The following is a 24261-nucleotide window of genomic DNA, read 5'->3' as shown; positions in this document are numbered from 1 at the left end:
GGCGGTGCCCAGCTCGGCGAACCGCAGGTCGAGGTGGTTCAGGTGGCTTCTCTAGGGTGGTCGTGTGCCACAAATCGCGTACCTCGGCCCGGCGGGCACCTTCACCGAGCAAGCCACCAGGTCGCTCACCGGGGACTTCGACGCCGAACTCGTGCCGTTCGAGACCGTCCCGCTGGCGCTGACCGCGGTGCGCCGCGGCGAGGTGCTGGCGGCCGGCGTTCCGGTGGAGAACTCGGTGGAGGGCTCGGTGCCCGCGACCCTCGACGCGCTGACCACCGACGAACCGCTGGTCGCCGTCCAGGAAGCCCTGCTGCCGGTGCAGTTCGACCTGCTGGTCAGACCGGGCACCGAGCAGAGCGCGATCCGCACCGTGGCCAGCCACCCGCACGCGCTCGCGCAGGTCCGCGACTGGCTCGCGGCGAACCTGCCCGGCGCGGAGGTGCGGGCCACCAGCTCGACCGCGGCCGGTGCGGCGGCAGTGGCGGCCGGCGAGTTCGACGCGGCGATCTCCGCGCCGGTCGCCCTCGAGCACTACCCGTCGCTGGAACGGCTGGTCGGCGGCATCGCCGACGTGCGCGATGCGGTGACCCGGTTCCTGCTGGTCCGCCGCCCCGGCAAGCTCCCGGAACCGACCGGCGCGGACCGCACCTCGGTGTGCGCGGTGATCGGCGACGAGGTCGGCTCGCTCGCCGAGCTGCTCGCCGAGCTGTCGCTGCGCGGCATCAACCTCAGCCGCATCGAGTCCCGCCCGATCAAGGACCGCTTCGGCGAGTACCGGTTCTTCCTGGACTTCGACGGCCACGTCGCGGACGCCCGCATCGGCGACGCGCTGACCGCCCTGCGCCGCAGGTGCAGCACGGTCCGCTTCCTCGGCTCCTACCCGAAGGCCGACCGCACCCCGGCCAGCGTCCGCGAAACGGCCTCCGAACAGGCCTTCCGCCTCTCCGCCCAGTGGGTCGAAGACGTCCGAGCAGGACGGCTCGCATGAGTGGGCTGGAGTCGCGGTCACGAGTCCTGCTCAACCGCACCTCGGGGGACCGCGACGCAACCCGGCCACAAGGAATCGTGAAACGCGAGATCGCTCCTGATCGCTACCACCACTGGGAATCGCGGAGAGGCGGAACAGCATGAGCGGGCTGGAACTGGCAGCGCCCACCGGACTGCGCCTGGTCCTGATCCGCCACGGCCAGACCCCGGCCAACGTGGCTCACTTGCTCGACACGCTGCCGCCCGGCCCCGGCCTGACCGAGCTCGGGCAGCAGCAGGCGGCGGAGCTGGCGGTGCGGCTGGCCGAGGAGAAGATCGTCTCGATCCACGCGAGCCGGGCGATCCGCGCCCAGGAGACGGCGCAGCCGCTGGCGCAGCGCCACGAGCTGCCCGTCGAGGTCGTCGAGGGCACGCACGAGGTCTACGTCGGTGACCTGGAGCGCCGGGGCGACCCGGAGGCGCTGCGGAGCTTCCACGAGGTCTACTCGCTGTGGCACGGCGGCGAGCTCGACGTGCCGATGCCGGGTGGCGAGACCGGCCGCGAGGCGCTGACCAGGTTCGTCGCCGGAGCGCGCAGCGCGATCGACGGCGTAGGGGACGGCTCGGTGGCACTGGTCAGCCACGGCGCGATGCTGCGCCTGGCGGCCTCCGCGCTGGCCTCGAACGTCGACGGCGCGACGGCCAACTCGGTCTTCCTGCCGAACACCGGCGTGATCGTCCTGGAATCCGACCCCGAAGCCCCGACCGGCTGGACCTGCACGGCCTGGGACGGCCTCCCGGCGCTCTAACCCACCGGAACGGGTGAACGACCACGCGATTTCAATGGAAATTCGACGTCCGATTTCCATTGAAATCGCACAAAACCCGACGCACCGTCGGCGCGTCGGGCGCCCGACACGCCGACGTCGTACGCAATTTCAATTGAAATCGGACACCTGATTTCCATTGAGCGTTTTTCATCCTGTTCCGGAGCGGTAGCCGCGAGGCCTGACCGGCACCGCGCGGAAGGGGTCGCATGCGCCGCAGGCGCATAACCCACCTACGGCACTTGCACCGCCGCGGGTTCTCAGACGTCGTCTGGCGAGGACAGCCCGTTCGCCGTGTATCGGACATACGTCAGAACGGGATCCCGGAGACCAGACGGCGTCTGAGGTTCCGCCACCCGCACCGCCACGCAGAACGAGGATGGACAAACTTCATTGAAATCGTGCGCCCGCGCTCAGCCCCAGCCGAGGGCGTGGAGCTTGTCGTCGTCGATGCCGAAGTGGTGGGCGATCTCGTGGATCACCGTCACCGCGATCTCGTCGACCAGCTCCTCCTCGTCGGCGCACATCTCCAGCAGCGGCTCGCGGTAGATCGTGATCCGGTCCGGCATGACCCCGGCGTAGGTGCTGTCGCGCTCGGTCAGCGCGATGCCCTCGTACAGGCCGAGCAGCGCCGGGTCCTCGGGATTGGCGTCCTCGACCAGGACCACGACGTTGTTCATCGCGGCCGCGAACTCCGCGGGCAGCAGATCCAGCGCGTCCGCGACGAGCTCCTCGAACCGGGCGCGGGTCATCTCCACCGGCATGGACCCGTTCTACCAGCTCAGCGCGGCTCGGTGGCGGGTGCGCCGGGCTCGCCGGGAGCGGTGACGCGCGGCGCGGGCTCGGTGCCGACGCGCACCTCGCCCTTGACGCTGCCGGTCACCGGCGCCAGCCCGCTGCCGTCCGGCAGCTGCGCGCTCACCTTGCAGTTGACCTGCCGCGATCCGGCGTCCCAGCTCTCCTGCGGGAGGGTGTCCCAGTAGACGACGAGGCCCTTGTCCTTGGCCACCGTCGGGCCGCCCGCGTAGCGGCCGGTCATCTCCTCGCACCGGCCGAACAGGAAGTCGTCCTGGGCCTTCTCCTCCGGGTAGCCGCCGGGGAACTGGTCGGCGAGGTCGACCACGCCGGTGATCTCCACCGAGTGCGGCCGCGCGCAGTCCACCGGGTCCCACACCGCGGTGCCGTTGACGCCGAGGCAGCGGCCCTCCGGGTAGGTGTTGGACTGGTCCATCGTCGAGGCGCTGCCGGTGATCGGGTAGAGCTTGCCGGACGGGCCGGGCTGCTGGAGGCCGCAGTGCAGCTTCCGGTCGCCGTCGGCCCAGCCGTCCTCGCTGGGCGTGAAGGCGCCGACGCTGAACCGGCCGTTGGGGTCGAACCGGCCGGACAGGAACCCGGTGGAGACCTCCACGCAGCGCTCCTGCTTGAGCTCCTGCCACTGCTCGGTGTTCGGGAACGGGGCCTGCGGGCCGAACTCCGGGCCCAGGTCGGCGGTGCCGGTGACCTCGAACAGGTGCGGCTCGGCGCAGGTCACCTGGCGGATGTCCGAGGCGTCGGGCTCGGCCCAGTTCAGGCAGCTGCCCGGCGGTGCGCTGAACACCACCTTCGGCGCCGGGGACTGGCCGAGCTGGTTGGGCCCGCCGCTGCGCGAGGACCCGCCGGTCGGCCAGTTCAGCAGCGCGCTGACCACCAGGACCAGCAGCGCGCCGAGCACGGCGCAGATCATCACCAGCCGGGTGTTCGGCTTCTTCCGGCTGGGGCTCTGGGGTGCATCGGGCGCGGCCATCGTGGACATGATGCCTGGTCCGACGTCGCGTTGCGCGGTTACCTGCGGCTGGTTCGGAACCGATTCGTTGCCGGGGCCGTCAGCTGGGTAGGTAATGTTGCTTCCGGGAGTGGGGCTATGACGGAAGATGGCAAGCCAGTGGCAGACGAGCAGTCGGGTGGGGGAACGCCGCCGAACCCTCCGCAGCAGCCCGAGCAGCCGACGGCGGGACCGGCACGTGGTCAGATCCGGCACCAGGATGCTGAGAGCACGACCCCGCGCGAACCGACGCTAGCGGAGCAGCGCGCCCGGATCGCGGCGGAGAAGCGCCGCGAGGAGAAGCACCGCGCCGAGCTGGAGGCGGCCGAGCAGAAGAGCCAGAAGCGCCGCCGGATCATGATCGGCGGTGGCGTGACGGTCGGCGTCGTGGCGTTGGTCGCCGCGATGTACTCGGCGTCCGAGGTCAGCAACGAGGCCAACGCCAGCGAGCAGTACTGCGCGACCGACCAGTCCGGCCAGCCGGGCGTCCGCGACGACGACCAGTTCTGCGATCCGGCGTACGTGCAGAGCCACGGTGGCCACGTCAGCGGCGGCATGTTCTTCATGCCGATCTTCCTGCCCAGTGGTGGCATGGGGCAGGCCTCCTACCGCTACGCCTACACGCCTGCCGGTGTGTCGGCGCCGCCGGTGGGTTCGCCGGCGACCGGATCGTCCTTCACCAAGCCGACCGGGTCCACCATCAAGGACACCAGCGGCAAGACCATCCAGCGCGGTGGCTTCGGCATCAACAACAAGAGCGGCAGCAGCGGGAGCTGACGGGTGCGACGCAGGACTACCGAACGGCGGCCGGACTGGCAGGCCAAGGTCGAGGAGCTGGGGCTCGTCTTCGGCACGCCCGCCCGCGCGGCGGACGGCTCGGCGCGGCCCTACTGGGACGAGGGCGCGCACTACGAGTTCAGCCTCGACGAGGTGCTCTCCCTGGAGGCCGACGTCGAACTGCTGCACTCGATGTGCTTGGACGCGGTGGACCACGTGGTCACCACCGAGCGCTACAAGGACTTCGGCATCCCGGAGTGGGTGTGGCCGCGCATCGCCGAGTCCTGGAAGCGCGGCGACCCGCATCTCTACGGCCGGTTCGACCTGCGCTACGACGGCACCGGCCCGGCCAAGCTGCTGGAGTACAACGCCGACACGCCGACCTCGCTGTTGGAGGCCGCGGTGGTGCAGTGGCACTGGCTGACCGAGTGCCACGAGGGCGACGACCAGTGGAACTCCATCCACGAGAAGCTGGTGGAGCGCTGGGGCGAGATCAAGGACCAGCTGGCGACCAACGAGGTGCACTTCACCTGGTCCTCCGCCGACAGCACCGGTGAGGACAACATCACCGCCGCCTACCTGCAGGAGACCGCGGCGGAGGCGGGCCTGGACACCGTCGGCCTGGCGATCGAGGAGATCGGCTGGGACAACCTGCTGGAGCGCTTCGTCGACCTCGAAGAGGCGCCGATGAACTCCGTCGTCAAGATCTACCCCTGGGAGTGGATGGTCGACGACGAGTTCGGCAAGCACGCGGTCGGCACGCTGCCCGCCACCCAGTGGATCGAACCGCTGTGGAAGATGCTGCTGTCGAACAAGGCGCTGCTGGCGATCCTGTGGGAGATGCACCCCGGGCACCCGAACCTGCTGCCGACGTTCCTGGATCAGCCGGGCCTGCTCACCGAGTACGTCCGCAAGCCGCGGCTGGGCCGCGAGGGCAACAACATCTCCGTGGTGGCGCCGGGCTGGGAGACCGAGACGGCCGGCATCTACGGCGAGGAGGGCTACGTCTACCAGGCGTTCGACCCGCTGCCGGAGTTCGACGGCATGCGCCCGGCCCTCGGCGCCTGGGTGGTCGGCGACTCCTCGGCGGGCCTCGGCATCCGCGAAACGGCGGGCCTGATCACCGACGACGGCGCGGCCTTCGTCCCGCACCGGATCCCCGGCGGCAGCTGAGCGCGGAGGTGCGTCGATTTCGCGAGAGATCGACGTTCACCCGGGTGATGGTCAATTTCGCGCGAAATCGGCACCCAGAGGCCGGGGTCGGCGCGGGAAGGACTACGCTGACCAGCTGTGATCGACCTGAAGACGCTACGCGATGATCCGGAAGCCGTGCGCGCGTCGCAGCGTGCGCGGGGTGAAGACGCGTCCCTGGTGGACGCGCTGCTGTCCGCCGACGAGCGTCGCAGGTCCGCGGTGTCCCGCGCGGACAACCTGCGCGCCGAGCAGAAGCAGCTCGGCAAGAAGGTCGGCAAGGCCAAGGGCGAGGAGCGCGACGCGCTGCTGGCCCAGGCCAAGGAGCTCTCCGCGCAGGTCAAGGAGGCCGAGGCCGCGCAGGCGGAGACCGACGAGGAGCTGCTGCGCGCGCAGAAGGCCGTCCAGAACATCGTCGAGCCCGACGTCCCGCCGGGCGGCGAGGACGACTACGCGGTGCTCAAGCACGTCGGCGTGCCGCGCGAGTTCGACTTCGAGGTGAAGGACCACGTCGACCTGGGCAACGCGCTCGGGGCCTTCGACATGGAGCGCGGCGCGAAGGTGTCCGGCGCCCGGTTCTACTTCCTCACCGGCATCGGCGCCCAGCTGGAGCTGGCGCTGCTGAACATGGCCGCCGCGCAGGCCACCGCCAGCGGGTTCAGCCTGGTCGTGCCGCCGGTGCTGGTCCGGCCGGAGATCATGGACGGCACCGGCTTCCTCGGCGCGCACTCCACCGAGGTCTACCGGCTGGAGGCCGACGACCTGTACCTGGTCGGCACCTCCGAGGTGCCGCTGGCCGGCTACCACTCGGACGAGATCCTGGACTTCTCCGACGGTCCGCTGCGCTACGCGGGCTGGTCGACCTGCTTCCGCCGCGAGGCGGGCTCCTACGGCAAGGACACCCGCGGCATCATCCGCGTGCACCAGTTCAACAAGCTGGAGATGTTCGTCTACTGCCGGGAAGAGGACGCCAAGGAGGAGCACCAGCGCCTGCTGGCCTGGGAAGAGGACATGCTGGCCAAGATCGAGGTGCCCTACCGGGTGATCGACACCGCGGCGGGTGACCTCGGCGCCAGCGCGGCCCGCAAGTTCGACTGCGAGGCCTGGGTGCCCAGCCAGCAGACCTACCGCGAGCTGACCTCCACCTCGAACTGCACCACGTTCCAGGCCCGGCGGCTCAACACCCGCTACCGCGACGAGGAGGGCCGCACCCGCATCGCGGCCACCCTCAACGGCACGCTGGCCACCACGCGCTGGATCGTGGCGATCCTGGAGAACCACCAGCAGGCCGACGGATCGGTGCGCGTCCCGGTGGCGCTGCGCCCGTTCCTCGGCGGCCGAGAGGTCCTCGAACCCAAGTAGTCGAGGTTTCCAGGCTCGTTCTGGGTGGCGGTGCGGGTGGCGGAACCTCAGCGCCCGCCTGGCTCCGGGATCGGCGTTCTCATGTATGTCCGATACACGACGAACGGGCTGTCCTCGCCAGGCGAACGCTGAGAACCCGCGGCGGTGCGAGCTGCGAGGGTGGGTCATGCGCCTGCGGCGCATGCGACGGCGTCTGCGGTGCCCCGCGTAGGCCATCGCAGTCACGTAGCCGACCAGGGCAAAGGCATCCGGAGCCGTGAGCGGCGGTGTCCTAGCGCCGCCGCTCACGCCCGGATCAGCGCGGCCGCCAGCCGGGCCAGGTCGTGGCCCTCGACGTGCTCGGCCAGCCGTTCCGGTTTGGTGGGCAGGCCCAGCTTCCGCGCACCCGCCAGGGCCTTCTCGTCGAAGAACGGCCGCAGCTCGGGCCACACCAGCTGCACTTCGCGGCAGAAGATGTCCGCGCCCACCGGGCCGATCCGCGGCACCTCGGTGAGCAGCTCCCGCAGCACGTCCAGATCCCCGTCGGCCTTCGCCCGCATCCGGCGCAGATCGCCCTGGTAGCGGTCGAGCAGCAGCTGAGCGCCCTTGCCGAGCGCCGTCGAGGTGCTCTCGTCGTAGCGGGCGTAGCGCCCGCGGTCGAGCGCGTCCACCCGCTGCTGCCAGGTCGCGTCGCACATCTTCTGCGCAGTGCCGAACTCGCTGAGCTCCCGCGCCGCCGACACCGCCAGCTCCGCCTTGATCCGCGTGGACATCAGCAGCGCCAGCACCAGCAGCCGGTACAGCGGGGCGGGCTTGTTCTCCAGCTTGATCCCGGCTTCGGCGGCGTAGGTGGTGCCCTCGTCGTCCAGCAGGCGCTGCACGGTCTCCCGAACCGACATCACCACCACCTCCTGCCGAACATGGCTACCCGGCGTGGCATCGGGGCACACGCGCGATCGCAGCGAACCCGCCGCACCCGTCTTATGGTGTTCGACGTGTCCGATACCCCTGGTAGTTCGCGCGCTCTCGCCGGGCTCGGCGACCGGATCCGCCGGTTGCGGGCCTCGCGCGGGCTCGACCAGGGCGAGCTCGCGGCGCGCGCGGAGCTCGACGTGTCCAACCTGGTCAACATCGAGCAGGGCGAGATGACACCGGCGCTGGACGTGCTGGCCAGGCTGGCCACCGCGCTGGACGTCGGCCTGTCCCAGCTGTTCACCGACGGCAGGCCGGGACCGGCGGCGATGGTGTTGCGCGGCAACGAGGTCCCGACGGTCGACACCGACGGCATGGCGCTGCAGGTGCTGACACCGCGCGCGGTGATCCCCGGCCTCTACGCCGCGCGCTACCGGATCTCCCCGACCAGCGAGGGCGTGCGCCCGGTCAAGCACGAAGGCCACGACTGGCTCTACGTGCTCAGCGGCCAGCTGCACGTGGACTTCGACCAGGGCGCGACGACGCTGCGGGCCGGGGACAGCGTGAGCTTCAGCGCCCGCGTCCCGCACCGCCTTTCGGCCCTGGGCGGAGCGCCCGCCGAGTTCCTCGCGGTAGGCGCGACGCTGCTCGCCGCACCTCGCGGCGAGGTCTGATCAGATCTCCGGGAGGACTTCCGAGGCGATCTCCTCGACGGTCGACTCCTTGCCCGCGTAGGGGCCGTCGGCGCGCGGCCAGTGGGTGATCACGTCGGTGAAGCCGAGCTCGCGCGCGCGGCCCACCACATCGCGGAAGTGCTCCACACTGGACATCGAGAACACCGGCGCCGCGTCGGCCTGCAGGTAGCGGTCGAACCTGGCCGGATCGCGCCCCTGCTCGGCGAGCGCCTCGGCGAAGCGCAGCGAGAGCTCGGCGACCGACCGCCACCACGCCTCCTGGTCCTCCGCCGCGCGGCCGGTGGTGACCCAGCCCTTGCCGTACCGGGCGGCCAGCTGCATCGAGCGGGGGCTGTTGGCGGCCACCACGAACGGCAGCCGGGGCAGCTGCACGCAGCCGGGGTGCCTGCGGGCCTCCACGGCGGAGTAGTAGGTGCCGGAGTAGTCGGTGGAGTCCTGGGTGAGGATCCGGTCCAGCAGCTCCAGGAACTCGGCGAACCGGTCGGAGCGCTGCGCGGGCGTCAGCTCGGGCTGGCCGAGCACGCGGCTGTCGAAGGCGGCGCTGCCCGCGCCGATGCCGAGCGTGATCCGGCCGTCGGAGATGTCGTCGAGCGCGGTGAGCTCCCGCGCGAAGTGCACCGGGTGCCGGAAGTTCGGCGAGGCGACCAGGGTGCCCAGCCGGATGGTCGAGGTGACCATCGCGGCCGCGGTCAAGGTCGGCACCGCGTCGAACCACGACTTGTCCACAAGGGACCGCCAGCCCAGGTGGTCGTAGGTCCAGGCGTGGGCGAAGCCGTACTCCTCGGCCATCCGCCACAGCGGCTCGGCGGCCCACCAACGGTGCTCCGGCAGAATCACGATCCCAACTCGCACACGTCGACCGTACTGGTCGAGCCCCGCCGCTATCGACCCGATCAGGTGATGCGGGGTGGCGCGTGTCGCGTTGGCGGGGTGCTGGGTCCGGGGTCGCCCGCCCGCACCAGGCAGGATGGCGGCGTGCGCAAACCCGGCCTGGTGGCATCAGACGTGGACGGAACCCTGCTCGACCCGATGGAGCGGGTGAGCTCGCGAACCGCCGGAGCGGTGCAGCGGGTGGTCGCATCCGGAACGCCGTTCGTGCTGGTCACCGGCCGCCCGCCGCGCTGGATGCCGATGGTCGTCGAAGGCCTCGGGGTGGCCGGCGTGGCGGTGTGCGCGAACGGCGCGGTGCTCTACGACGCCGCTGCCGACCAGGTGCTCCAAAGCCACGTGATCGAGGCCCTGGAGCTGCACGACGTGGTGCGCGAGCTGCGCCACGAGCTGCCCGGCTGCGCCTTCGCGGTGGAGCGCACGACGGACGGCGCGCACGACCGGCCGCACGAGCAGTTCCTGGCCGAGGCCGATTTCCGCCGGGTGTGGCCGAACGCGGACATCCACGTCGCCGGGACCGACGAGCTGACCGGCAAGCCGGCGGTCAAGCTGCTGGTGCTGCACGAGCACATGACGAGCGCGGAGATGGCGGAGGCGGCAGGCGCGGTGCTCGGCTCCCAGCTGCAGCTGACCTACTCGACGTCGTCGGGGCTGATCGAGCTCTCGGCGGCCGGTGTGGACAAGGCGACCGGCCTGGCCGCGGTGGCCGCGGACCTCGGCGTCGACCAGGCCGACGTGATCGCCTTCGGCGACATGCCCAACGACGTCCCGATGCTGTCCTGGGCGGGCCGCGGGGTGGCGATGGGCAACGCCCACCCGGCAGCGCTGGCCGCGGCGGACGAGGTCACCACCAGCAACACCGACGACGGCGTAGCCGAATACCTCACCCGCTGGTGGTGACGGTTCCGCCTCTCCGCGATTCACAGTGGTGGTTGCGATCAGGAGTGATCTTGCCTTTTCGGGGTTCCTTGTGGCTGGGTTTCGTCACGTTCCCCTGGGGTGCGGTTGGGTGGGACTCCGGACCGTGGCTTAGGGGTGCTTGCGCCGGGGCGGAGTTCGGGGAGGCCGTGCAGGTCTAGGTCGCCGCGGCTGCGGGTCTCAACCAGGTTCAGGGCCGGGCGTGGCGCTGTTGCAGGACCGCCGCGCGGGAGCGGATCGGGTCGAGCTTCTCGTAGCCGCGCTGACCCGGGCAGACCGTCCGGCTCACGTCGCGGTGCCCGAAGATCGTCGGCAGCGAGACCGCGGCCCCGGCCGGGTGGTGCGAGTTGTTCGCCGGCTCGGCGACCAGCTCGGTCCGGCCGTCGGCGGGCACGCCCGCGGTGCCCAGCTTCCAGGCGCTGATCTCGGCGACCGACTCGACGGTCTTGCTGCTCGGCGTCGCCCGGTCGTAGTTGCCGAGCATCGACACGCCGAAGGTGTGGCGGTTGAAGCCCCGCGCGTGCCCGCCGACGACGTCGCCGCCCAGCCCGCCCGCGCGACCCTCGAACACGGTGCCGCACTTGTCGACCAGCGCGTGGTAGCCGATGTCGCCCCACTTCAGCTCGACGGCGTGGTAGCGGTAGATCGCCCGCACGATGTCGGCGGACTGCGCGCAGCTGTAGTCGTTGGTGCCCGCCGTGTGGTGCACGATCACCGCTTTGGTCCGGGTGGGCTCGGGCGGCCAGGTCATCAGGTTCTCGTCGGCGCCCCACTGCGCCCGCCCGACGACCGGCGGCGACCCGGCGATCCGCGTGTCCGGCGTGACGGCGGCCCTCGTGCCGGGGTCGATCGCGATCAGCTCGAGGTCACCCGTCGCGTCCGCGCCGCCGCGGCTCGCCCGCACCTGCGCGGTGTCGGCCCGTCCGGTCCACAGTGGTTCGCTGCCACCCGCCTCCGGTTCCAGCTCGATCCACTCGCTCCACTCCCCGGAGCCGCGGGTGCGGACCTCGACCCGGTCCGGCCCCGGCCCTTCCCAGGCGAATCCGACCAGGTCGAACGGCGTCGAGGTGCGGACCTCGCGGGCCTGGGTGCGGTCCAGCGGAGCTTCGCGCAGCGGAATCCGGGTGCTCGACTCCGGGGCGGCGGCGCTCGCTGCGGGCAGCGCCGCCGTGGCCAGCAGCAGCGCGATCGGGAATCCGAGCCGACGACGCATTCGGTACCTCGTTTCCGCGCAAGGGCTTCGGCCGTCGGCCGGAAGCGTTTGGTGGACCGAAGCGAGTATGCGGTGGACTCCGATCAGCCGCCGGTCAACTGCTCTGTCCGGGTGACCGCTGTCCCCAGTGGATGGTCCCGGGCCTCCGGCGAGCACCGCCGCGGAAACCGCGAAATTCCCTGGTCGCCGTTGATTCCGCCGGCGAGGTGATGCGATTTCAATGGAAATCAGACGTCGAATTTCCATTGAAATCGCGGAAACATCGGTGTGTCGGGCACATGACACGCCGACGGACGCGCGATTCCAGCGGAATCGAATCCGGTCAGCGGTAGTGCTGGGGCGCAGCGGCCGGGGGCACGTCGACGGGCGCGGGTGCGCGGACGGCACCGGGCCGGAACCGCGCGTAGGCCACCGCCACGGCGACCAGGAATCCGATGCCGATCAGCGTGTAGGAGTTGCCGACCACCTGCTGCGAGAACGTCCAGGCCAGTTCCTTGTCCCCGGTGTTCGGCAGGTACCACTGCGGCGCGATCAGCACCGTCAGCGCGCACAGCACCACCGTGAACAGCACCCCGTACCAGCGGTGCCGCAACGACATCGCGAACAGCAGCGCGAGCGCCGGCCCGGCCCACACCCAGTGGTGCGACCAGGAGATCGGCGACACCAGCAGGATCCACACCGCGTTCAGGCACACCGCCAGCGGCAGGTTGCCGACCCGCAGCGCGTACCGCATGCCGAGCACCGCCAGCGCGAGCAGCAGCAGCGAGCCGAGCACCCACAGCGCGTTCAGCTCGAAGCCGGTCACCGACTGCTTGGCGATCAGGCTGCGCAACGTCATGTTGCCCACGTAGACGGTGCCGAGGGAGTCGCCGGTGGAGAACATCGAGTCCAGCCACCAGTCCGCGGAGTCCTTCGGCATGGCGATCAGCCCGATCACCACCGTCGCCGCGAACGTGATGCCGGTCACCGCCATCGCGCGGAAGTCGCGGCGCAGCAGGAACAGCAGCAGGAACCCGAGCGGCGTCAGCTTGATCGCGGCGGCGATGCCCACCAGCAGGCCGCGCGGCCAGCGGGTGCGCGGCAGCAGGCAGTCGGCCGCCACCAGACCCATCAGCAGCAGGTTGATCTGCCCGTAGTTGAGCGTCTCGCGCGTCGGCTCGATCAGCGTGAGCCACGGCAGCAGCAGCGCGGTGGCCACCGCCAGCTGCCCGGCCCGCGGCGCGAAGTAGCTCGACGACCGGGCCAGCGAGTACGCGGTGACCAGGATCGCCAGGTGCGAGATGACCGACACCAGCACCACCGCGGTGTCGCCGGAGAGCCAGGTCAGCGGCACGAACAGCAGCACCGCGAACGGCGGGTAGATGAACGGCAGCGTGCCCGAGTCCGGCGACTCCGGGGTGAGGTCGTCGCCGTACACCTCGTTGCCGTTCAGCCAGGCGCGGGCGCCGAGCCGGTAGATCTCGGTGTCGATGTAGCCGCGGGTGTCGATCCAGTGCACGAACCAGATCGCGAGGATCTCCAGCACGATCGCCGCGACCAGCAGGTGCCGCCCGTCACGAGCACGTGTCACCCCGATGTTCACCACCCCAGATCCGGCGCCCGCGCTCGCGAGCGGTGGGAGCGGGGCGCAGCAGAATGCGATCCGCGATCCTACTCGGCTCACGACACGCCGGGCGGATCGCCCGACAGGTATTAGCAGTGACGAATAGTTGCAAACCGTATTGCCGTTCTTACTCGGAGTGGGTGAGAGCAGAACGCTCAAAATGCCGAGAAGATGCTGTTTGCGGCGATATCGACACGCGCCGTAGCCATGTGTAGCCGCGAACGTCAACGCGGTTTCGGGCTTGCGGTCAGCCCCCAGTACCCTCGACGGCTGTGAGCTTCGCAGGCTATGACCTGATCGTTGTTGGTTCCGGATTCTTCGGCCTCACGATCGCAGAGCGCGCCGCCACCCAGCTGGACAAGCGGGTGCTGGTGCTGGACCGTCGTGACCACATCGGGGGCAACGCCTACTCGGAGGCGGAGCCCGAAACAGGCATCGAGGTGCACCGCTACGGCGCGCACCTCTTCCACACCTCGAACAAGCGCGTGTGGGACTACGTGAACCAGTTCACCGAGTTCACGGACTACCAGCACCGCGTGTTCACCAAGCACCAGGGCCAGGTTTACTCCTTCCCGATGAACTTGGGCCTGCTCGGCCAGTTCTTCGGTCGCGCCTTCACTCCGGACGAGGCGAAGGCGCTGGTCGCCGAGCAGGCGTCCGAGATCGAGACTGCGGACGCGCAGAACCTCGAGGAGAAGGCCATCTCGCTGATCGGACGCCCGCTGTACGAGGCGTTCGTGCGCGGATACACGGCCAAGCAGTGGCAGACCGATCCCAAGGAGCTGCCCGCGGCGATCATCAGCCGCCTGCCGGTCCGCTACAACTTCAACAACCGGTACTTCAACGACAGCTACGAGGGCCTGCCGGTCGACGGCTACACCGCGTGGCTGAACAAGATGGCCGAGCACGACAACATCGAGGTCCGGCTGAACACCGACTTCTTCGACGTGCGCGGCGAGCTGCCGACCGACGTCCCGGTGGTCTACACGGGCCCGCTGGACGGCTACTTCGACTACGTCGAGGGCGAGCTGGGCTGGCGCACCCTGGACTTCGAGACCGAGGTCGTGCAGACCGGCGACTACCAGGGCACGTCGGTGATGAACTACGCCGACGAAGAGGTCCCGTACACCCGGATCCACGAGTTCCGGCACTTCCACCCGGAGCGGGACTACTACCCGAAGGACAAGACGGTCATCGTCCGCGAGTACTCCCGCTCGGCGGAGAGCGGGGACGAGCCGTACTACCCGATCAACACCCCGGAGGACCGGCGCAAGCTGGAGGCCTACCGCGAGCTGGCCAAGAAGGAGGCCAAGGAGCGCAAGGTCGTCTTCGGCGGGCGGTTGGGCACCTACAAGTACCTGGACATGCACATGGCGATCGGCTCGGCGCTGAGCATGTTCGACAACAAGATCGCTCCATACTTCACCGAGGGCCGCTCGCTGGACGGCTCGCTGGAGGACTGACGTGACCGACCGGACCCCCCGAGAGGACCGTTCTCCCGCTGCGGGGGAGAGCAAGATCAGCGACGTGACGTCGATGCGCTCCGGTACCGCCGACGTGTCGTCCCAGCAGGTCCTGCAGCGCGTGGTGTTCCCGCGCAGCGAGGACCCGCTGGACGTGCGCCCGCTGTACATCGACGAGCCGGCGTCGCTGGACAGCGCCGCGACCGTCGTGTCGCGGCGCCGGCTGCTGGTGCCCGCGCACCGCAAGATCTCCCTGGCCTCCTACTTCAACGCCTTCCCGGCCAGCTACTGGAAGCGTTGGACCAAGGTCGACGAGGTCGTGCTGCGGCTGAAGGTCAAGGGGGCCGGTCGGCTCGACGTCTACCGCTCGAAGGCCAACGGCGACAGCGTCCACCTGCAGGGCACCCCGGTGGACAGCCAGGACTGGACGTCGCTGGAGTTCCGCGTGTCGCTGACGCCGTTCGAGGACGGCGGGTGGATCTGGTTCGACCTGTTCACCAACGACGTGCCGCTGGAGATCGACGAGGCGGCCTGGACCACCGACGTGCCGCTGCCCAAGCAGCAGGTCGTCATCGGCACCACCACGATGCGGCCCGCCGACTGCGTGCTCGCCCTGCAGACGCTGGGCGAGGACCCGCAGGTCATGGAGGTCGTGCAGCGCGTCGTGGTGGCCGACCAGGGCCCGCAGAAGATCCGCGACACCGAGGGCTTCGACGAGGCGGCCCGCCGCATCGGCGACAAGCTGCACGTGATCGAGCAGGACAACATCGGCGGCTCGGGCGGCTTCGGCCGGGTCATGTACGAGGGCATCTACAACTCGGACGCCGACCAGGTCATGGTCATCGACGACGACATCGCGCTGGAGCCGGACGGCGTCCTGCGGGCGAACGCCTTCGCCCGCGCCGCGACCAACCCGGTGATCGTCGGCGGCCAGATGCTGAACCTGCAGGCCCGCTCGCGGCTGCACACCATGGGCGAGGTCGTCGACCTCGGCCAGGGCATCTGGCGGGCCGCGCCGGGCGCGGTCACCGACCACGACTTCGCCAAGAAGCCGCTGCGCAAGACCACCAAGCTGCACCAGCGCATCCACTCCACCTACAACGGCTGGTGGATGTGCCTGTTCCCGCGCGAGGTCATCGAGCGCACCGGGCTGCCGCTGCCGCTGTTCATCAAGCACGACGACTCGGAGTACTCGCTGCGCGCGGGCGAGCGCGGGTACCCGACGGTGACGCTGCCGGGTGCGGCGATCTGGCACATGCCGTGGACGGACAAGAACGACGCCACCGACTGGACGGCGTACTTCCACACCCGCAACCGGCTGATCCTCGCCGCGCTGCACAGCCCGGACGTGGTCAAGAACAACATCATCAAGCAGGGCTTGAAGCTCACCCTGCGGCACCTGCTGTCGATGGAGTACTCCACGGTCGCGGTGCAGCAGAAGGCGCTGGAGGACTTCATGGCGGGCCCGGAGGGCCTGTTCGACAGCCTCCGCACGGCGCTGCCGGAGGTCCGGGAGCTGCGCAAGGACTACGACGACGCCAAGACGCTGCCGTCGGCCCGCGAGTTCCCGCCGCCCTCGGCGAACCCGATCATGGCCGAAGGCCTGCTCAAGCCGCCGGTGAACCCGGCGGTGATCGCGGCGCGCGCTTCCAAGGCGCTGCTGCACAACCTGAAGGAACCGGCCAAGGACGCCGGCGAGCGGCCGCAGCTGAACGTGCCCGCGGCCAGCGCCCGCTGGTTCCTGCTGGGCAACCTCGACAGCGCGACGGTGTCCAACGCCGACGGCAGCGGGGTGGCGTTCCGCCGCCGCGACCCGGAGGAGTTCCGCCGGCTGGGCATGCGCGCCATGGCCAACTACCGGCGGCTGGGCCAGGAGTGGAGCCGGCTGTGCGCCGTCTACCGCGCGGCGCTGCCCGAGCTGACCAGCCCGGAGTCCTGGAAACAGGCCTTCGACCAGAAGTGACCCCGATCCACCCGGAGACGATGTGGCAGAGCTGACGACGGCGACCGGTCCCGAAGAGGCAGTCGCCGCATCCGCCGACGAAGCACCGGCGACGGTCACACCCGAAACCGTCGCGCTGCGCAAGGTGCAGGGCGCGCTGGCCAAGCCAGCCGTGGTCAAGACCGCTCGGGCGATGTCGCTGTTCGGCGAGCACGCGGGTGGCTGGCTGGCCATCGGCGCGATCGGCGCGCTGGTGGACCGCCAGCGCCGCGGCGAGTGGCTCACCGCCGCCGCTGGGGTCGCCGTCGCGCACGGCGCCTCGATCGCGATCAAGCGCGTGGTGCGCCGCCGCCGGCCGTCCGACCCCGAGGTGCAGGTGCTGGTCGGCACGCCGAGCAAGCTGAGCTTCCCGTCCTCGCACGCGACGTCCACGACGGCCGCCGCGGTGCTCTACGGCGGGTTGACGGGCAAGAAGCTGACCCCGGCGCTGGTGCCGCCGATGATGGTCAGCCGCCTTGTCCTGGGGGTTCATTATCCGAGCGATGTGGTCGCCGGTTCTGCGCTCGGCGGTGCCGTGGCGTGGGGCGTGCGGCGATTCATGAGACGGCGGAGGAACCGTGGCTGACAAGAAGCAAACCGAGGCCGACACCGGCGAGACCGAGGCGGCTGAGGCCGACGGCAGCAGCAACGGTGCCCGCGTCGGCGAGGCGTTGACCGAGGACGCAGGCAAGTCCGAAGCGGTCGAGGCCGACGGCAGCAACAACGGCGCCCGCGTCGGCGAGGAGCTGGCCGAGGACGCCGGCAAGTCCGAGGTCGACGGCGCCCGCGTCGGCGAGGAGCTGGCCGAAGACGCCGGCAAGTCCGAGGCCAAGCGGCTGGTGGAGACCGACGCGGAGGGCAGCATCGGCGCCGAGTTCGGCGACGAGGTGCTGGAGCCCGAGCCGAAGAAGAAGTCCGACGACGTCAAGGACAAGTCCTCGGACGCCTACCACGCGAAGGTGACCGCGAAGGCGGGCACTACGGCGGGCCTGATCACCGGTCTGATCAAGGAGCTGCGCCCCAAGCAGTGGGTGAAGAACGTCCTGGTGCTGGCCGTGCCGTTCGGGGCGGGCGAGATCCTGGACCCGGTCGTGCTCTGGCACGCCGTGGTGGCGTTCATCGTGTTCTCGATGGCCGCCTCCGGCATCTACTTCGTCAACGACGCCATCGACGTCGAGGCCGACCGCCAGCACCCGACCAAGCGCAACCGGCCGATCGCGGCGGGCCTGATCCCGCTGCCGATCGCCTACGCGGTGTGCGTGCTGCTGCTCGGCGGATCGCTGCTGATCTCGGGCCTGACCAGCATGTCGCTGTTCGCGGTGATGGCGGTCTACATCGCCGTCCAGCTGGGCTACTGCTTCGGCTTGAAGCACCAGCCGGTGATCGACCTGTGCATCGTGGCGTCCGGCTTCCTGCTGCGCGCCATCGCCGGTGGTGCCGCCGCCGGCCTGATGATCACGCAGTGGTTCTACCTGATCGTCGCGTTCGGCTCGCTGTTCATGGTGGCGGGCAAGCGCTACGCCGAGGTGAAGCTGGCGATGGAGACCGGCGCCAAGATCCGCAAGTCGCTGAAGGCGTACTCGCCGTCCTACCTGCGGTTCGTGTGGGCCATCGCGGCCGCGATCACGATCATGTCCTACGCCCTGTGGGCCTACGACATCCGCGAGTTCGAGATGTCCCGCTGGGGCCTGATCTCGATCGTCCCGATGGTGGTGGCGATCCTGCGCTACGCGGTCGACATCGACAAGGGCGTGGCGGGTGAACCGGAAGAAGTGGTCCTGAAGGACAAGGTCCTGATGGTCCTCGGCCTGATCCTGGCAGGCTGCCTCTTCCTGGCCTTCTACCTCTGAGCAACCCGAACAGCGCCCCCGGTCCCCGGACTGGGGGCGCTTTCGCGTCCAACCGGGTGGCGCCGCGACGGCTTGTTCACCTCTCGATCACCCGGATGGCAGCGCGTCTTCATCGCTCCGGGCGAGGGTTGAGCCCGTTTCCCGAACGATGGAGGTCCTCGTGCCCGAATCCGTTTCGCGGCGCAGCGTGCTGCTGGGTGGAACGCTCGCCGGCGCCGCCGCGCTGACCACTGCCGCCGCGCTGCCCGTTGCCGCGCTGCCGGGGGCCGGTTCGCCCCGCCGCGGTGAGGTCTTCACGCTGGGCGTCGCCTCCGGCGATCCAGCTCCCGACGGCGTGGTGCTGTGGACCCGCCTGGCCGCCGACCCGCTCGCCGAGGACGGCATGGGCGGGATGCCGGACAAGGCGCTCCCGGTGCAGTGGGAGGTCGCCGAGGACGAGCGGTTCACCCGCGTCGTGCAGCGCGGCGAGGCGCAGGCCGCGCCGGAACTGGGCCACAGCGTGCACGTCGAGCTGACCGGCCTGCGCCCGGACCGCGACTACTTCTACCGCTTCCGCGCCGGGGATTCGCTGTCGCCGACCGGCCGCACCCGCACCGCGCCGCTGCCCGGCGCCCTGACCAGCCTGTCCATGGCGTTCGCGTCGTGCGCGCAGTACGAGCACGGCTACTTCACCGCCTACCGCCACCTCGCCGACGAGCACCCCGACCTGGTCCTGCACCTGGGCGACTACAACTACGAGTACGAGGCGGGCGTCTACGTGGCGCCCGGCGGTAACCCGCGCGACCACGCCGGACCGGAGACCGAGACGCTGGCGAACTACCGGCAGCGGCACGCCCAGTACAAGTCCGACCCGGACCTCCAGCACGCGCACGCGGCGGCCCCGTGGGTCGTGGTCTGGGACGACCACGAGGTGGACAACAACTGGGCCGATGAGGTCCACGAGAAGCCGGAGATCCCGCAGCCGCACTTCCTGGAGCGCCGCAAGGCCGCCTTCCAGGCCTACTACGAGAACATGCCGCTGCGCCGGGCGCAGATCCCGCGCGGCATCGACCTGCGCCTGCACCGCCGCGTCCAGTGGGGCCGGCTGGCCAGCTTCCACATGCTCGACACCCGCCAGTACCGAGACGACCAGGTGGGCGGCGACAAGTTCCCGACCCAGGACCCGCAGCGGCTCGACCCGAAGCGCAGCCTCACCGGCGCGGAGCAGGAGCGCTGGCTGCTCAAGGGCCTGCAGCAGTCCAACGCCCGCTGGGACGTGCTCGGCCAGCAGGTCATGTTCGCCGAGATCGACTACCTCAACGGCGAGGAGAAGGGTTACAACCCGGACGCCTGGGACGGCTACGTCGGCTCCCGCGAGCGCGTCGTGCAGGGCTGGAAGCGGGCCAAGGTGCGCAACCCGGTGGTGCTGACCGGCGACGTGCACACCCACTGGGCCAACGACATCCACCACCGCGACGAGATCGTCGGCACCGAGCTGACCACGACGTCGATCACCAGCGGCGGTGACGGCTCGGCCCAGCTCACGGACAAGGAGAAGGCGTACCTGAAGGAGAACCCGCACGTCCGCCTCTACAGCAACCAGCGCGGCTACATCAGCACCAGGATCACGCCCGACGAGCTGCGCGCGGACTACCGGGTCCTCCCGTACGTCTCCAAGCCGGGAGCCCCGGTGGAAACCCTCGCCTCGTTCGTGATCGAGGACGGCAAGCCCGGCCTCAACAAGGCCTGACCACCCGCGACCGTCACCCGGTGCGCGACGCCCGGGTGACGGTCGTACCGGCGCTACGGACGCCGGTTGCTGAGGCCGAGGCGATCGGTGACCTCGTGGGCCATGGCGATCGCGTAGGACTGGCCGCGGTCCTGCGGGTAGATCTGGGACATCGTCGCCAGCGTCACGCCGGGCATCTTCGTGCGGTGGCCGGGGATCAGGGAGCGGTACTCCGGCGTCACGATCGGCTGGGCGAAGGGCGCCTTGGAGAAGTGCCAGTTCCGGATCCAGGAGCGGTCGAACTCCGGGTTCAGCTTGCGCAGCCAGGGCACGTAGCGCTCCAGCAGCTCGGCCGGGTCGGTGTTGAACCGCCAGTCGTTGCGCGGCACGTAGTTGCCGACGTAGACGATGTGGCGGCCGCCGTACTCGGCGGGATCGACCATGTTCGTGTGCTCCACGACCGCCAGGAACGGGAACGCCGTGTCGTTGATGTTCAGCCAGTAGTGCGGGATGACGCTGCGGTCGCACTCCAGGATGAAGCACGTCGCGCCCAGGTACTGGTTGCGCCACAGCACGTCGTCGGTCTCGATGCCCGCCGCTTGCGCGAACACCGGCTGGGGGACGGTGACGATCACCCGGTCGAACTCGTAGCTGCTGCCGTCCCCGGCACCGACCAGGACCGTCGCGCCGGGCTGGCGGATGGTGGCCACCGGTTTGCCGAACTCGACCTTCCCGCCGCGCTCGGTCACCGCGTCCAGCAGCGCGCGGTACACCTGCTCGAAACCGCCGTGCACGTAACCGAGTTCGAAGGTGCGGTAGTGGATCCTGGCCCACAGCCAGGCCATCGAGATCTGCTCGGCGTGGATGCCGAACTTGCCCTCCAGCAGCGGTTCCCAGATGTTCGCGGTGACGCGCCGCCCGGCCCAGCGGCGCATCCACTCCAGCGCCCGCACCGAGTTGAACCGCTGCCCGCCGCGAACCGCCTTCAAAACCGCCGCCGTCGCCCCGAAGCGGAACTTGTCCAGCAGCGAGAAGCCCGGGAACCGCAGCATCTCCTGCGGGGTGCCGAAGTCGTGCAGCTGCCCGTCGACGTAGACCCCGGTGGTGGGCCGGTGGAACCACAGCAGGTGGCCGAGCCCGAGCTCCTCGACGAGCCCGATCATGGCCCGGTCGGTGCGGAAGCTGTGGTGGTAGAAGCGCTCCAGCGGCGTGCCGCCGACCTCGATCGACGCGGCCAGCCCGCCCAGCTCGGCGGAGGCCTCCAGCACCGTCACGTCGTGCCCGGCCTTGACCGCGTCGTAGGCCGCGGTCAACCCGGTAGCACCAGCACCGACGATGCCGACTCTCATCCGAAGCTCCCATCTGCTGTGGTGGTGTCTCTCCCCGTCGGGAGATGAGAAGCAGAATCCCGGTCGCCTGCAGGCGCCAGAATGCGCATTGCACGTCGCACAATCCGGAGATCTGCTCTGCGGGATGACTTGCTAACTTTCAACCTGTGTCCAGGACGTTGGTGAAGCGGGCATACAAGTACCGCTTCTATCCCACCGAAACGCAGCGACGTGAACTGTCGCGCACGTTCGGTTGCGTCCGCAAGGTCTACAACCTCGCTCTTGAGGTACGAGCTCGTGCGTGGTCCACCGAAGGACGTCGGGTGAGCTACGGAGAAACCTCCGCGATGCTCGCTGAGTGGAAGAAGACCGGCGAACTGTCGTTCCTGACCGAGGTTTCGTCGGTGCCGCTGCAGCAGTGCCTGCGGCACCTGCAAGCAGCATTCGCTGCGTTCTTCGACAAACGTGCCAGGTATCCGCGTTTCAAATCCCGCAAGAAGTCCCGGGTGTCGGCTGAATTCACCAGATCGGGTTTCCGCTACCGGGGCGGGCGTCTCTACCTGGCGAAGCTCTCCGAACCGCTGAACATCGTGTGGTCCCGGCCGTTGCCGGAGAACGCGGCCCCTTCGACGGTCACCGTGTCCCGGGACAGCGCGGGCCGGTGGTTCGTGTCGATTCTCGTCGAAACCGGTGTCGCTCAGCACCCGCCCGCCCGTTCCGCGATCGGATTGGACGTGGGGATCACTTCGTTGGTGACGCTTTCCACGGGGGAGAAGATCGCCAACCCTGGACACGAAAGCCGCGAGCGGCATCGCTTGGCTCGTGCGCAGCGTGACCTGGCTCGAAAGCAGTACGGCAGTGCGAACTGGGAGAAAGCACGCCGCAAGGTGGCTCATCTGCACGCGCGGATCGCTGACCGGCGCAAGGACCACCTGCACAAGGTCACCACTCGTCTCGTCCGCGATAACCAAGTGGTCGTGATCGAGGACCTGAGCGTCCGGGCAATGGTGCGCAACAGGAAGCTCGCCAGAGCGATCTCCGATGCGGCGTGGTCGCAGCTCCGCTCGATGTTGGAGTACAAGTGCAGGTGGTACGGACGGGAACTGGTCGTGATCGACCGTTGGTTCCCTTCGTCGAAGACGTGCTCGATGTGTGGCTGCTCGGCTGCGAACTTGCGGTTGAACATCCGCGAATGGACGTGTGAAGGCTGCGGAGAAACCCATGACCGGGATGTGAACGCAGCCAAGAACATCTTGGCCGCCGGGCTGGCGGTCTCGGCCTGCGGAGCTGGTGTCAGACCTCAACGGGAGTCCTCTCGGACGGGGCAACCGGCGGTGAAGCAGGAACTTTCCGGTGTGAACTGGAAGGAGATCCCCGCTCCGGAGCGGGGAGTGGTCAACCGAAGCTCCATTTCTTGTTGATGGTGTACTGGACGATCAGGACGATCGGCAGGGATGCCGCTTTGACCAGGTTCGGGTCGATGCCGAGCCAGCCGGAGAAGACCTGCAGCAGCGCGAACGTCAGGCCGATGCCCGCCACGCCGACGGCGTAGAACCGCAGGAAGCGCACCAGGATCCGGTCCCGCTTGCGGAAGTTGAACAGCGCGTTGAGCACGAAGTTGTTGGTGATGCCCGCGGTCGTGCTGATCACGTTGGCCAGCTGCTCGTGCAGCCCGAAGGCGTTGTACAGCAGCAGGAACAGCAGGTAGTCCAGCAGCACTCCGCTGGCGCCGATCACCGCGTAGCGCAGCAGCTGCGGGCTGACCAGCGGCCGTGCCCGCTGTTCAGTCCGCGTCATGCCGGATCACATCCCGCACGATGTAGAGCGGACGTTGCTGCACCTCGCTGTAGATGCGGCCGACGTAGCTGCCGATCACCCCGAGCGAGAGCATCTGCAGACCGCCGAGGAACAGCATGGCGACCATGAGCATGGTCCAGCCGGACACCGTCACCGCTGGGAAGAACAGCCGTAGCGTCACCGCGTAGATGATGCCGAGCAGCGCCAGCCCCAAGGTGATGAACCCCATCCGGGTGATCATCTTGAGCGGGACGGTGGAGAAGCCGGTGACGCCGTCGGCGGCCAGCCGCAGCATCTTGCGCATCGGGTACTTGGTCTCGCCCGCGATGCGCTCGTCGCGGTCGAACAGCACCTCGTGCTGCTCGAAGCCCATCGAGGCGACCATGCCGCGGATGAACCGGCTGCGCTCCCGGAAGCCGCGCAGCTCCTCGGCGGCGCGGCGGTTGAGCAGCCGGAAGTCGCCGGTGTCCACCGGGATGTCGACCTCGGCGCAGCGCCGCAGCACCCGGTAGTAGCCGGCGGCGGTGGCGCGCTTGAACGGCGTGTCCTGGCGGGTGCGGCGGCGCGCGGACACGATCTCCGCGCCTCCCACCCACGCGTCGATCAGCTCCAGGCTGACCTGCGGCGGGTCCTGCAGATCGGTGTCCATCACGATCACCGCGTCGCCGCGGGCGTGGTCCAGCCCGGCGGTGATGGCGATCTGGTGGCCGTAGTTGCGCGCGAAGTCCACCACCCGCACCCGCGGGTCGTTCTTCGCGATGTCCCGCAGGACTTCCAGCGAACCGTCCGCGGATCCGTCGTTGACGTAGACGAACTCGTAGTCGAACTCGGGGCGGGTGGCGGTGGTGGTGGTCAGCTCCTCGTGGAAGTGGCGGATGCCGTCGACCTCGTTGAAGACGGGGAGCACGTAGGAGACCAGCGGGGGGCCTTCCGGAGCGCTGCTGCGCGGTTGCTGCTGCGGCACCGGAATCCGGACCTGCTGGCGCATCGTGTCGGCCATGG

Annotated in this window: 22 protein-coding genes; 13 read left to right on the top strand and 9 right to left on the bottom strand. The window is 69.5% G+C overall.

The features are described from left to right. The first annotated feature begins 64 nt into the window (after positions 1–64). Together pheA and ATL45_RS12630 are read left to right on the top strand one after the other, a co-directional pair. Positions 65–988, top strand: a complete 924-nt coding sequence (pheA, locus tag ATL45_RS12635) for a prephenate dehydratase (protein WP_093150382.1) — start codon at positions 65–67, stop codon at positions 986–988. Between the two features lie 139 nt (positions 989–1127). Further along, on the top strand, positions 1128–1775 hold the full coding sequence (locus ATL45_RS12630; RefSeq protein ID WP_093150381.1) for a histidine phosphatase family protein: 648 nt from the start codon (positions 1128–1130) through the stop codon (positions 1773–1775). A gap of 431 nt (positions 1776–2206) precedes the next feature. Here the strand turns inward: ATL45_RS12630 and ATL45_RS12625 are convergent, their stop codons facing one another. Both ATL45_RS12625 and ATL45_RS12620 read right to left on the bottom strand, forming a co-directional pair. Next, positions 2207–2557, bottom strand: a complete 351-nt coding sequence (locus tag ATL45_RS12625) for a metallopeptidase family protein (protein WP_093150379.1) — start codon at positions 2555–2557, stop codon at positions 2207–2209. A gap of 17 nt (positions 2558–2574) precedes the next feature. After that, positions 2575–3576 (bottom strand): septum formation family protein, encoded by a 1002-nt coding sequence (locus tag ATL45_RS12620; protein WP_093151428.1) that lies wholly within the window; start codon positions 3574–3576, stop codon positions 2575–2577. 138 nt (positions 3577–3714) lie between these two features. Here ATL45_RS12620 and ATL45_RS12615 point away from each other — a divergent pair, with 138 nt between their 5' ends. From ATL45_RS12615 to serS, 3 genes are all read left to right on the top strand, one after another. Further along, a complete protein-coding gene (locus tag ATL45_RS12615; RefSeq protein WP_246025308.1) occupies positions 3715–4371 on the top strand; it encodes a hypothetical protein in 657 nt (218 codons plus the stop codon). A 3-nt stretch (positions 4372–4374) separates the two neighbouring features. Then, positions 4375–5544, top strand: coding sequence for a glutathionylspermidine synthase family protein (locus ATL45_RS12610; RefSeq protein WP_093150373.1), 1170 nt, complete (start codon positions 4375–4377; stop codon positions 5542–5544). Positions 5545–5661: 117 nt separating this feature from the next. Next, positions 5662–6924, top strand: coding sequence for a serine--tRNA ligase (gene serS, locus ATL45_RS12605; protein WP_093150370.1), 1263 nt, complete (start codon positions 5662–5664; stop codon positions 6922–6924). A gap of 284 nt (positions 6925–7208) precedes the next feature. On the opposite strand, the gene ATL45_RS12600 is transcribed toward serS, so the two are convergent. Then, positions 7209–7802, bottom strand: a complete 594-nt coding sequence (locus ATL45_RS12600) for an endonuclease (RefSeq protein WP_093150365.1) — start codon at positions 7800–7802, stop codon at positions 7209–7211. Positions 7803–7898: 96 nt separating this feature from the next. Between ATL45_RS12600 and ATL45_RS12595 the strand changes: the two genes are divergently transcribed. Beyond that, positions 7899–8489, top strand: a complete 591-nt coding sequence (locus ATL45_RS12595; protein ID WP_246025307.1) for a helix-turn-helix domain-containing protein — start codon at positions 7899–7901, stop codon at positions 8487–8489. Here the strand turns inward: ATL45_RS12595 and ATL45_RS12590 are convergent, their stop codons facing one another. Continuing rightward, on the bottom strand, positions 8490–9362 hold the full coding sequence (locus ATL45_RS12590; RefSeq protein WP_093150359.1) for an LLM class flavin-dependent oxidoreductase: 873 nt from the start codon (positions 9360–9362) through the stop codon (positions 8490–8492). A 123-nt stretch (positions 9363–9485) separates the two neighbouring features. On the opposite strand from ATL45_RS12590, the gene ATL45_RS12585 reads away from it, so the two are divergent. Further along, the gene (locus ATL45_RS12585) at positions 9486–10298 is read left to right on the top strand and encodes an HAD family hydrolase (protein ID WP_093150355.1); all 813 of its coding nucleotides are present in this window, start codon (positions 9486–9488) and stop codon (positions 10296–10298) included. A gap of 208 nt (positions 10299–10506) precedes the next feature. Here the strand turns inward: ATL45_RS12585 and ATL45_RS12580 are convergent, their stop codons facing one another. Continuing rightward, entirely contained in the window at positions 10507–11529 is a 1023-nt protein-coding gene (locus tag ATL45_RS12580; protein ID WP_093150352.1) for a peptidoglycan recognition protein family protein, read from the bottom strand. A 322-nt stretch (positions 11530–11851) separates the two neighbouring features. Continuing rightward, the gene (locus ATL45_RS12575; protein ID WP_093151425.1) at positions 11852–13099 is read right to left on the bottom strand and encodes a glycosyltransferase 87 family protein; all 1248 of its coding nucleotides are present in this window, start codon (positions 13097–13099) and stop codon (positions 11852–11854) included. A 305-nt stretch (positions 13100–13404) separates the two neighbouring features. On the opposite strand from ATL45_RS12575, the gene glf reads away from it, so the two are divergent. The 5 genes from glf to ATL45_RS12550 all read left to right on the top strand — a co-directional run bounded on the left by glf (position 13405) and on the right by ATL45_RS12550 (position 20155). Further along, positions 13405–14595 carry a UDP-galactopyranose mutase gene (gene glf, locus ATL45_RS12570; RefSeq protein WP_093150350.1) on the top strand — a complete coding sequence of 397 codons (1191 nt, stop codon included), beginning with the start codon at positions 13405–13407 and terminating at the stop codon, positions 14593–14595. Position 14596: 1 nt separating this feature from the next. Then, complete coding sequence (locus ATL45_RS12565; RefSeq protein ID WP_093150347.1) at positions 14597–16558, top strand: glycosyltransferase; 1962 nt, start codon at positions 14597–14599, stop codon at positions 16556–16558. 22 nt (positions 16559–16580) lie between these two features. Next, on the top strand, positions 16581–17162 hold the full coding sequence (locus ATL45_RS12560; protein WP_439332451.1) for a phosphatase PAP2 family protein: 582 nt from the start codon (positions 16581–16583) through the stop codon (positions 17160–17162). Between the two features lie 304 nt (positions 17163–17466). Next, positions 17467–18426 (top strand): decaprenyl-phosphate phosphoribosyltransferase, encoded by a 960-nt coding sequence (locus tag ATL45_RS12555; RefSeq protein WP_439332489.1) that lies wholly within the window; start codon positions 17467–17469, stop codon positions 18424–18426. 148 nt (positions 18427–18574) lie between these two features. Further along, the gene (locus ATL45_RS12550) at positions 18575–20155 is read left to right on the top strand and encodes an alkaline phosphatase D family protein (RefSeq protein WP_093150343.1); all 1581 of its coding nucleotides are present in this window, start codon (positions 18575–18577) and stop codon (positions 20153–20155) included. 53 nt (positions 20156–20208) lie between these two features. Here ATL45_RS12550 and ATL45_RS12545 read toward each other — a convergent pair whose 3' ends face one another. After that, a complete protein-coding gene (locus tag ATL45_RS12545) occupies positions 20209–21483 on the bottom strand; it encodes an NAD(P)/FAD-dependent oxidoreductase (RefSeq protein ID WP_093150340.1) in 1275 nt (424 codons plus the stop codon). Positions 21484–21629: 146 nt separating this feature from the next. Between ATL45_RS12545 and ATL45_RS12540 the strand changes: the two genes are divergently transcribed. After that, positions 21630–22883: an RNA-guided endonuclease InsQ/TnpB family protein gene (locus ATL45_RS12540; RefSeq protein ID WP_246025306.1), complete on the top strand. Its 1254-nt coding sequence runs from the start codon at positions 21630–21632 to the stop codon at positions 22881–22883. On the opposite strand, the gene ATL45_RS12535 is transcribed toward ATL45_RS12540, so the two are convergent. Together ATL45_RS12535 and ATL45_RS12530 are read right to left on the bottom strand one after the other, a co-directional pair. Then, a complete protein-coding gene (locus tag ATL45_RS12535) occupies positions 22858–23259 on the bottom strand; it encodes a GtrA family protein (protein ID WP_093150336.1) in 402 nt (133 codons plus the stop codon). The two genes, ATL45_RS12540 and ATL45_RS12535, sit on opposite strands and share 26 nt — an antisense overlap. Next, the gene (locus ATL45_RS12530; RefSeq protein ID WP_093150333.1) at positions 23246–24259 is read right to left on the bottom strand and encodes a glycosyltransferase family 2 protein; all 1014 of its coding nucleotides are present in this window, start codon (positions 24257–24259) and stop codon (positions 23246–23248) included. The genes ATL45_RS12535 and ATL45_RS12530 overlap by 14 nt, the downstream gene beginning before the upstream one ends. Positions 24260–24261 lie beyond the last annotated feature (2 nt).

Origin of the sequence: Saccharopolyspora antimicrobica (assembly GCF_003635025.1) — a bacterium.
Taxonomy (GTDB): domain Bacteria; phylum Actinomycetota; class Actinomycetes; order Mycobacteriales; family Pseudonocardiaceae; genus Saccharopolyspora; species Saccharopolyspora antimicrobica.
Note: the sequence above shows the minus strand (reverse complement) of the source record. Positions and strands in the feature narration are given on the sequence as shown.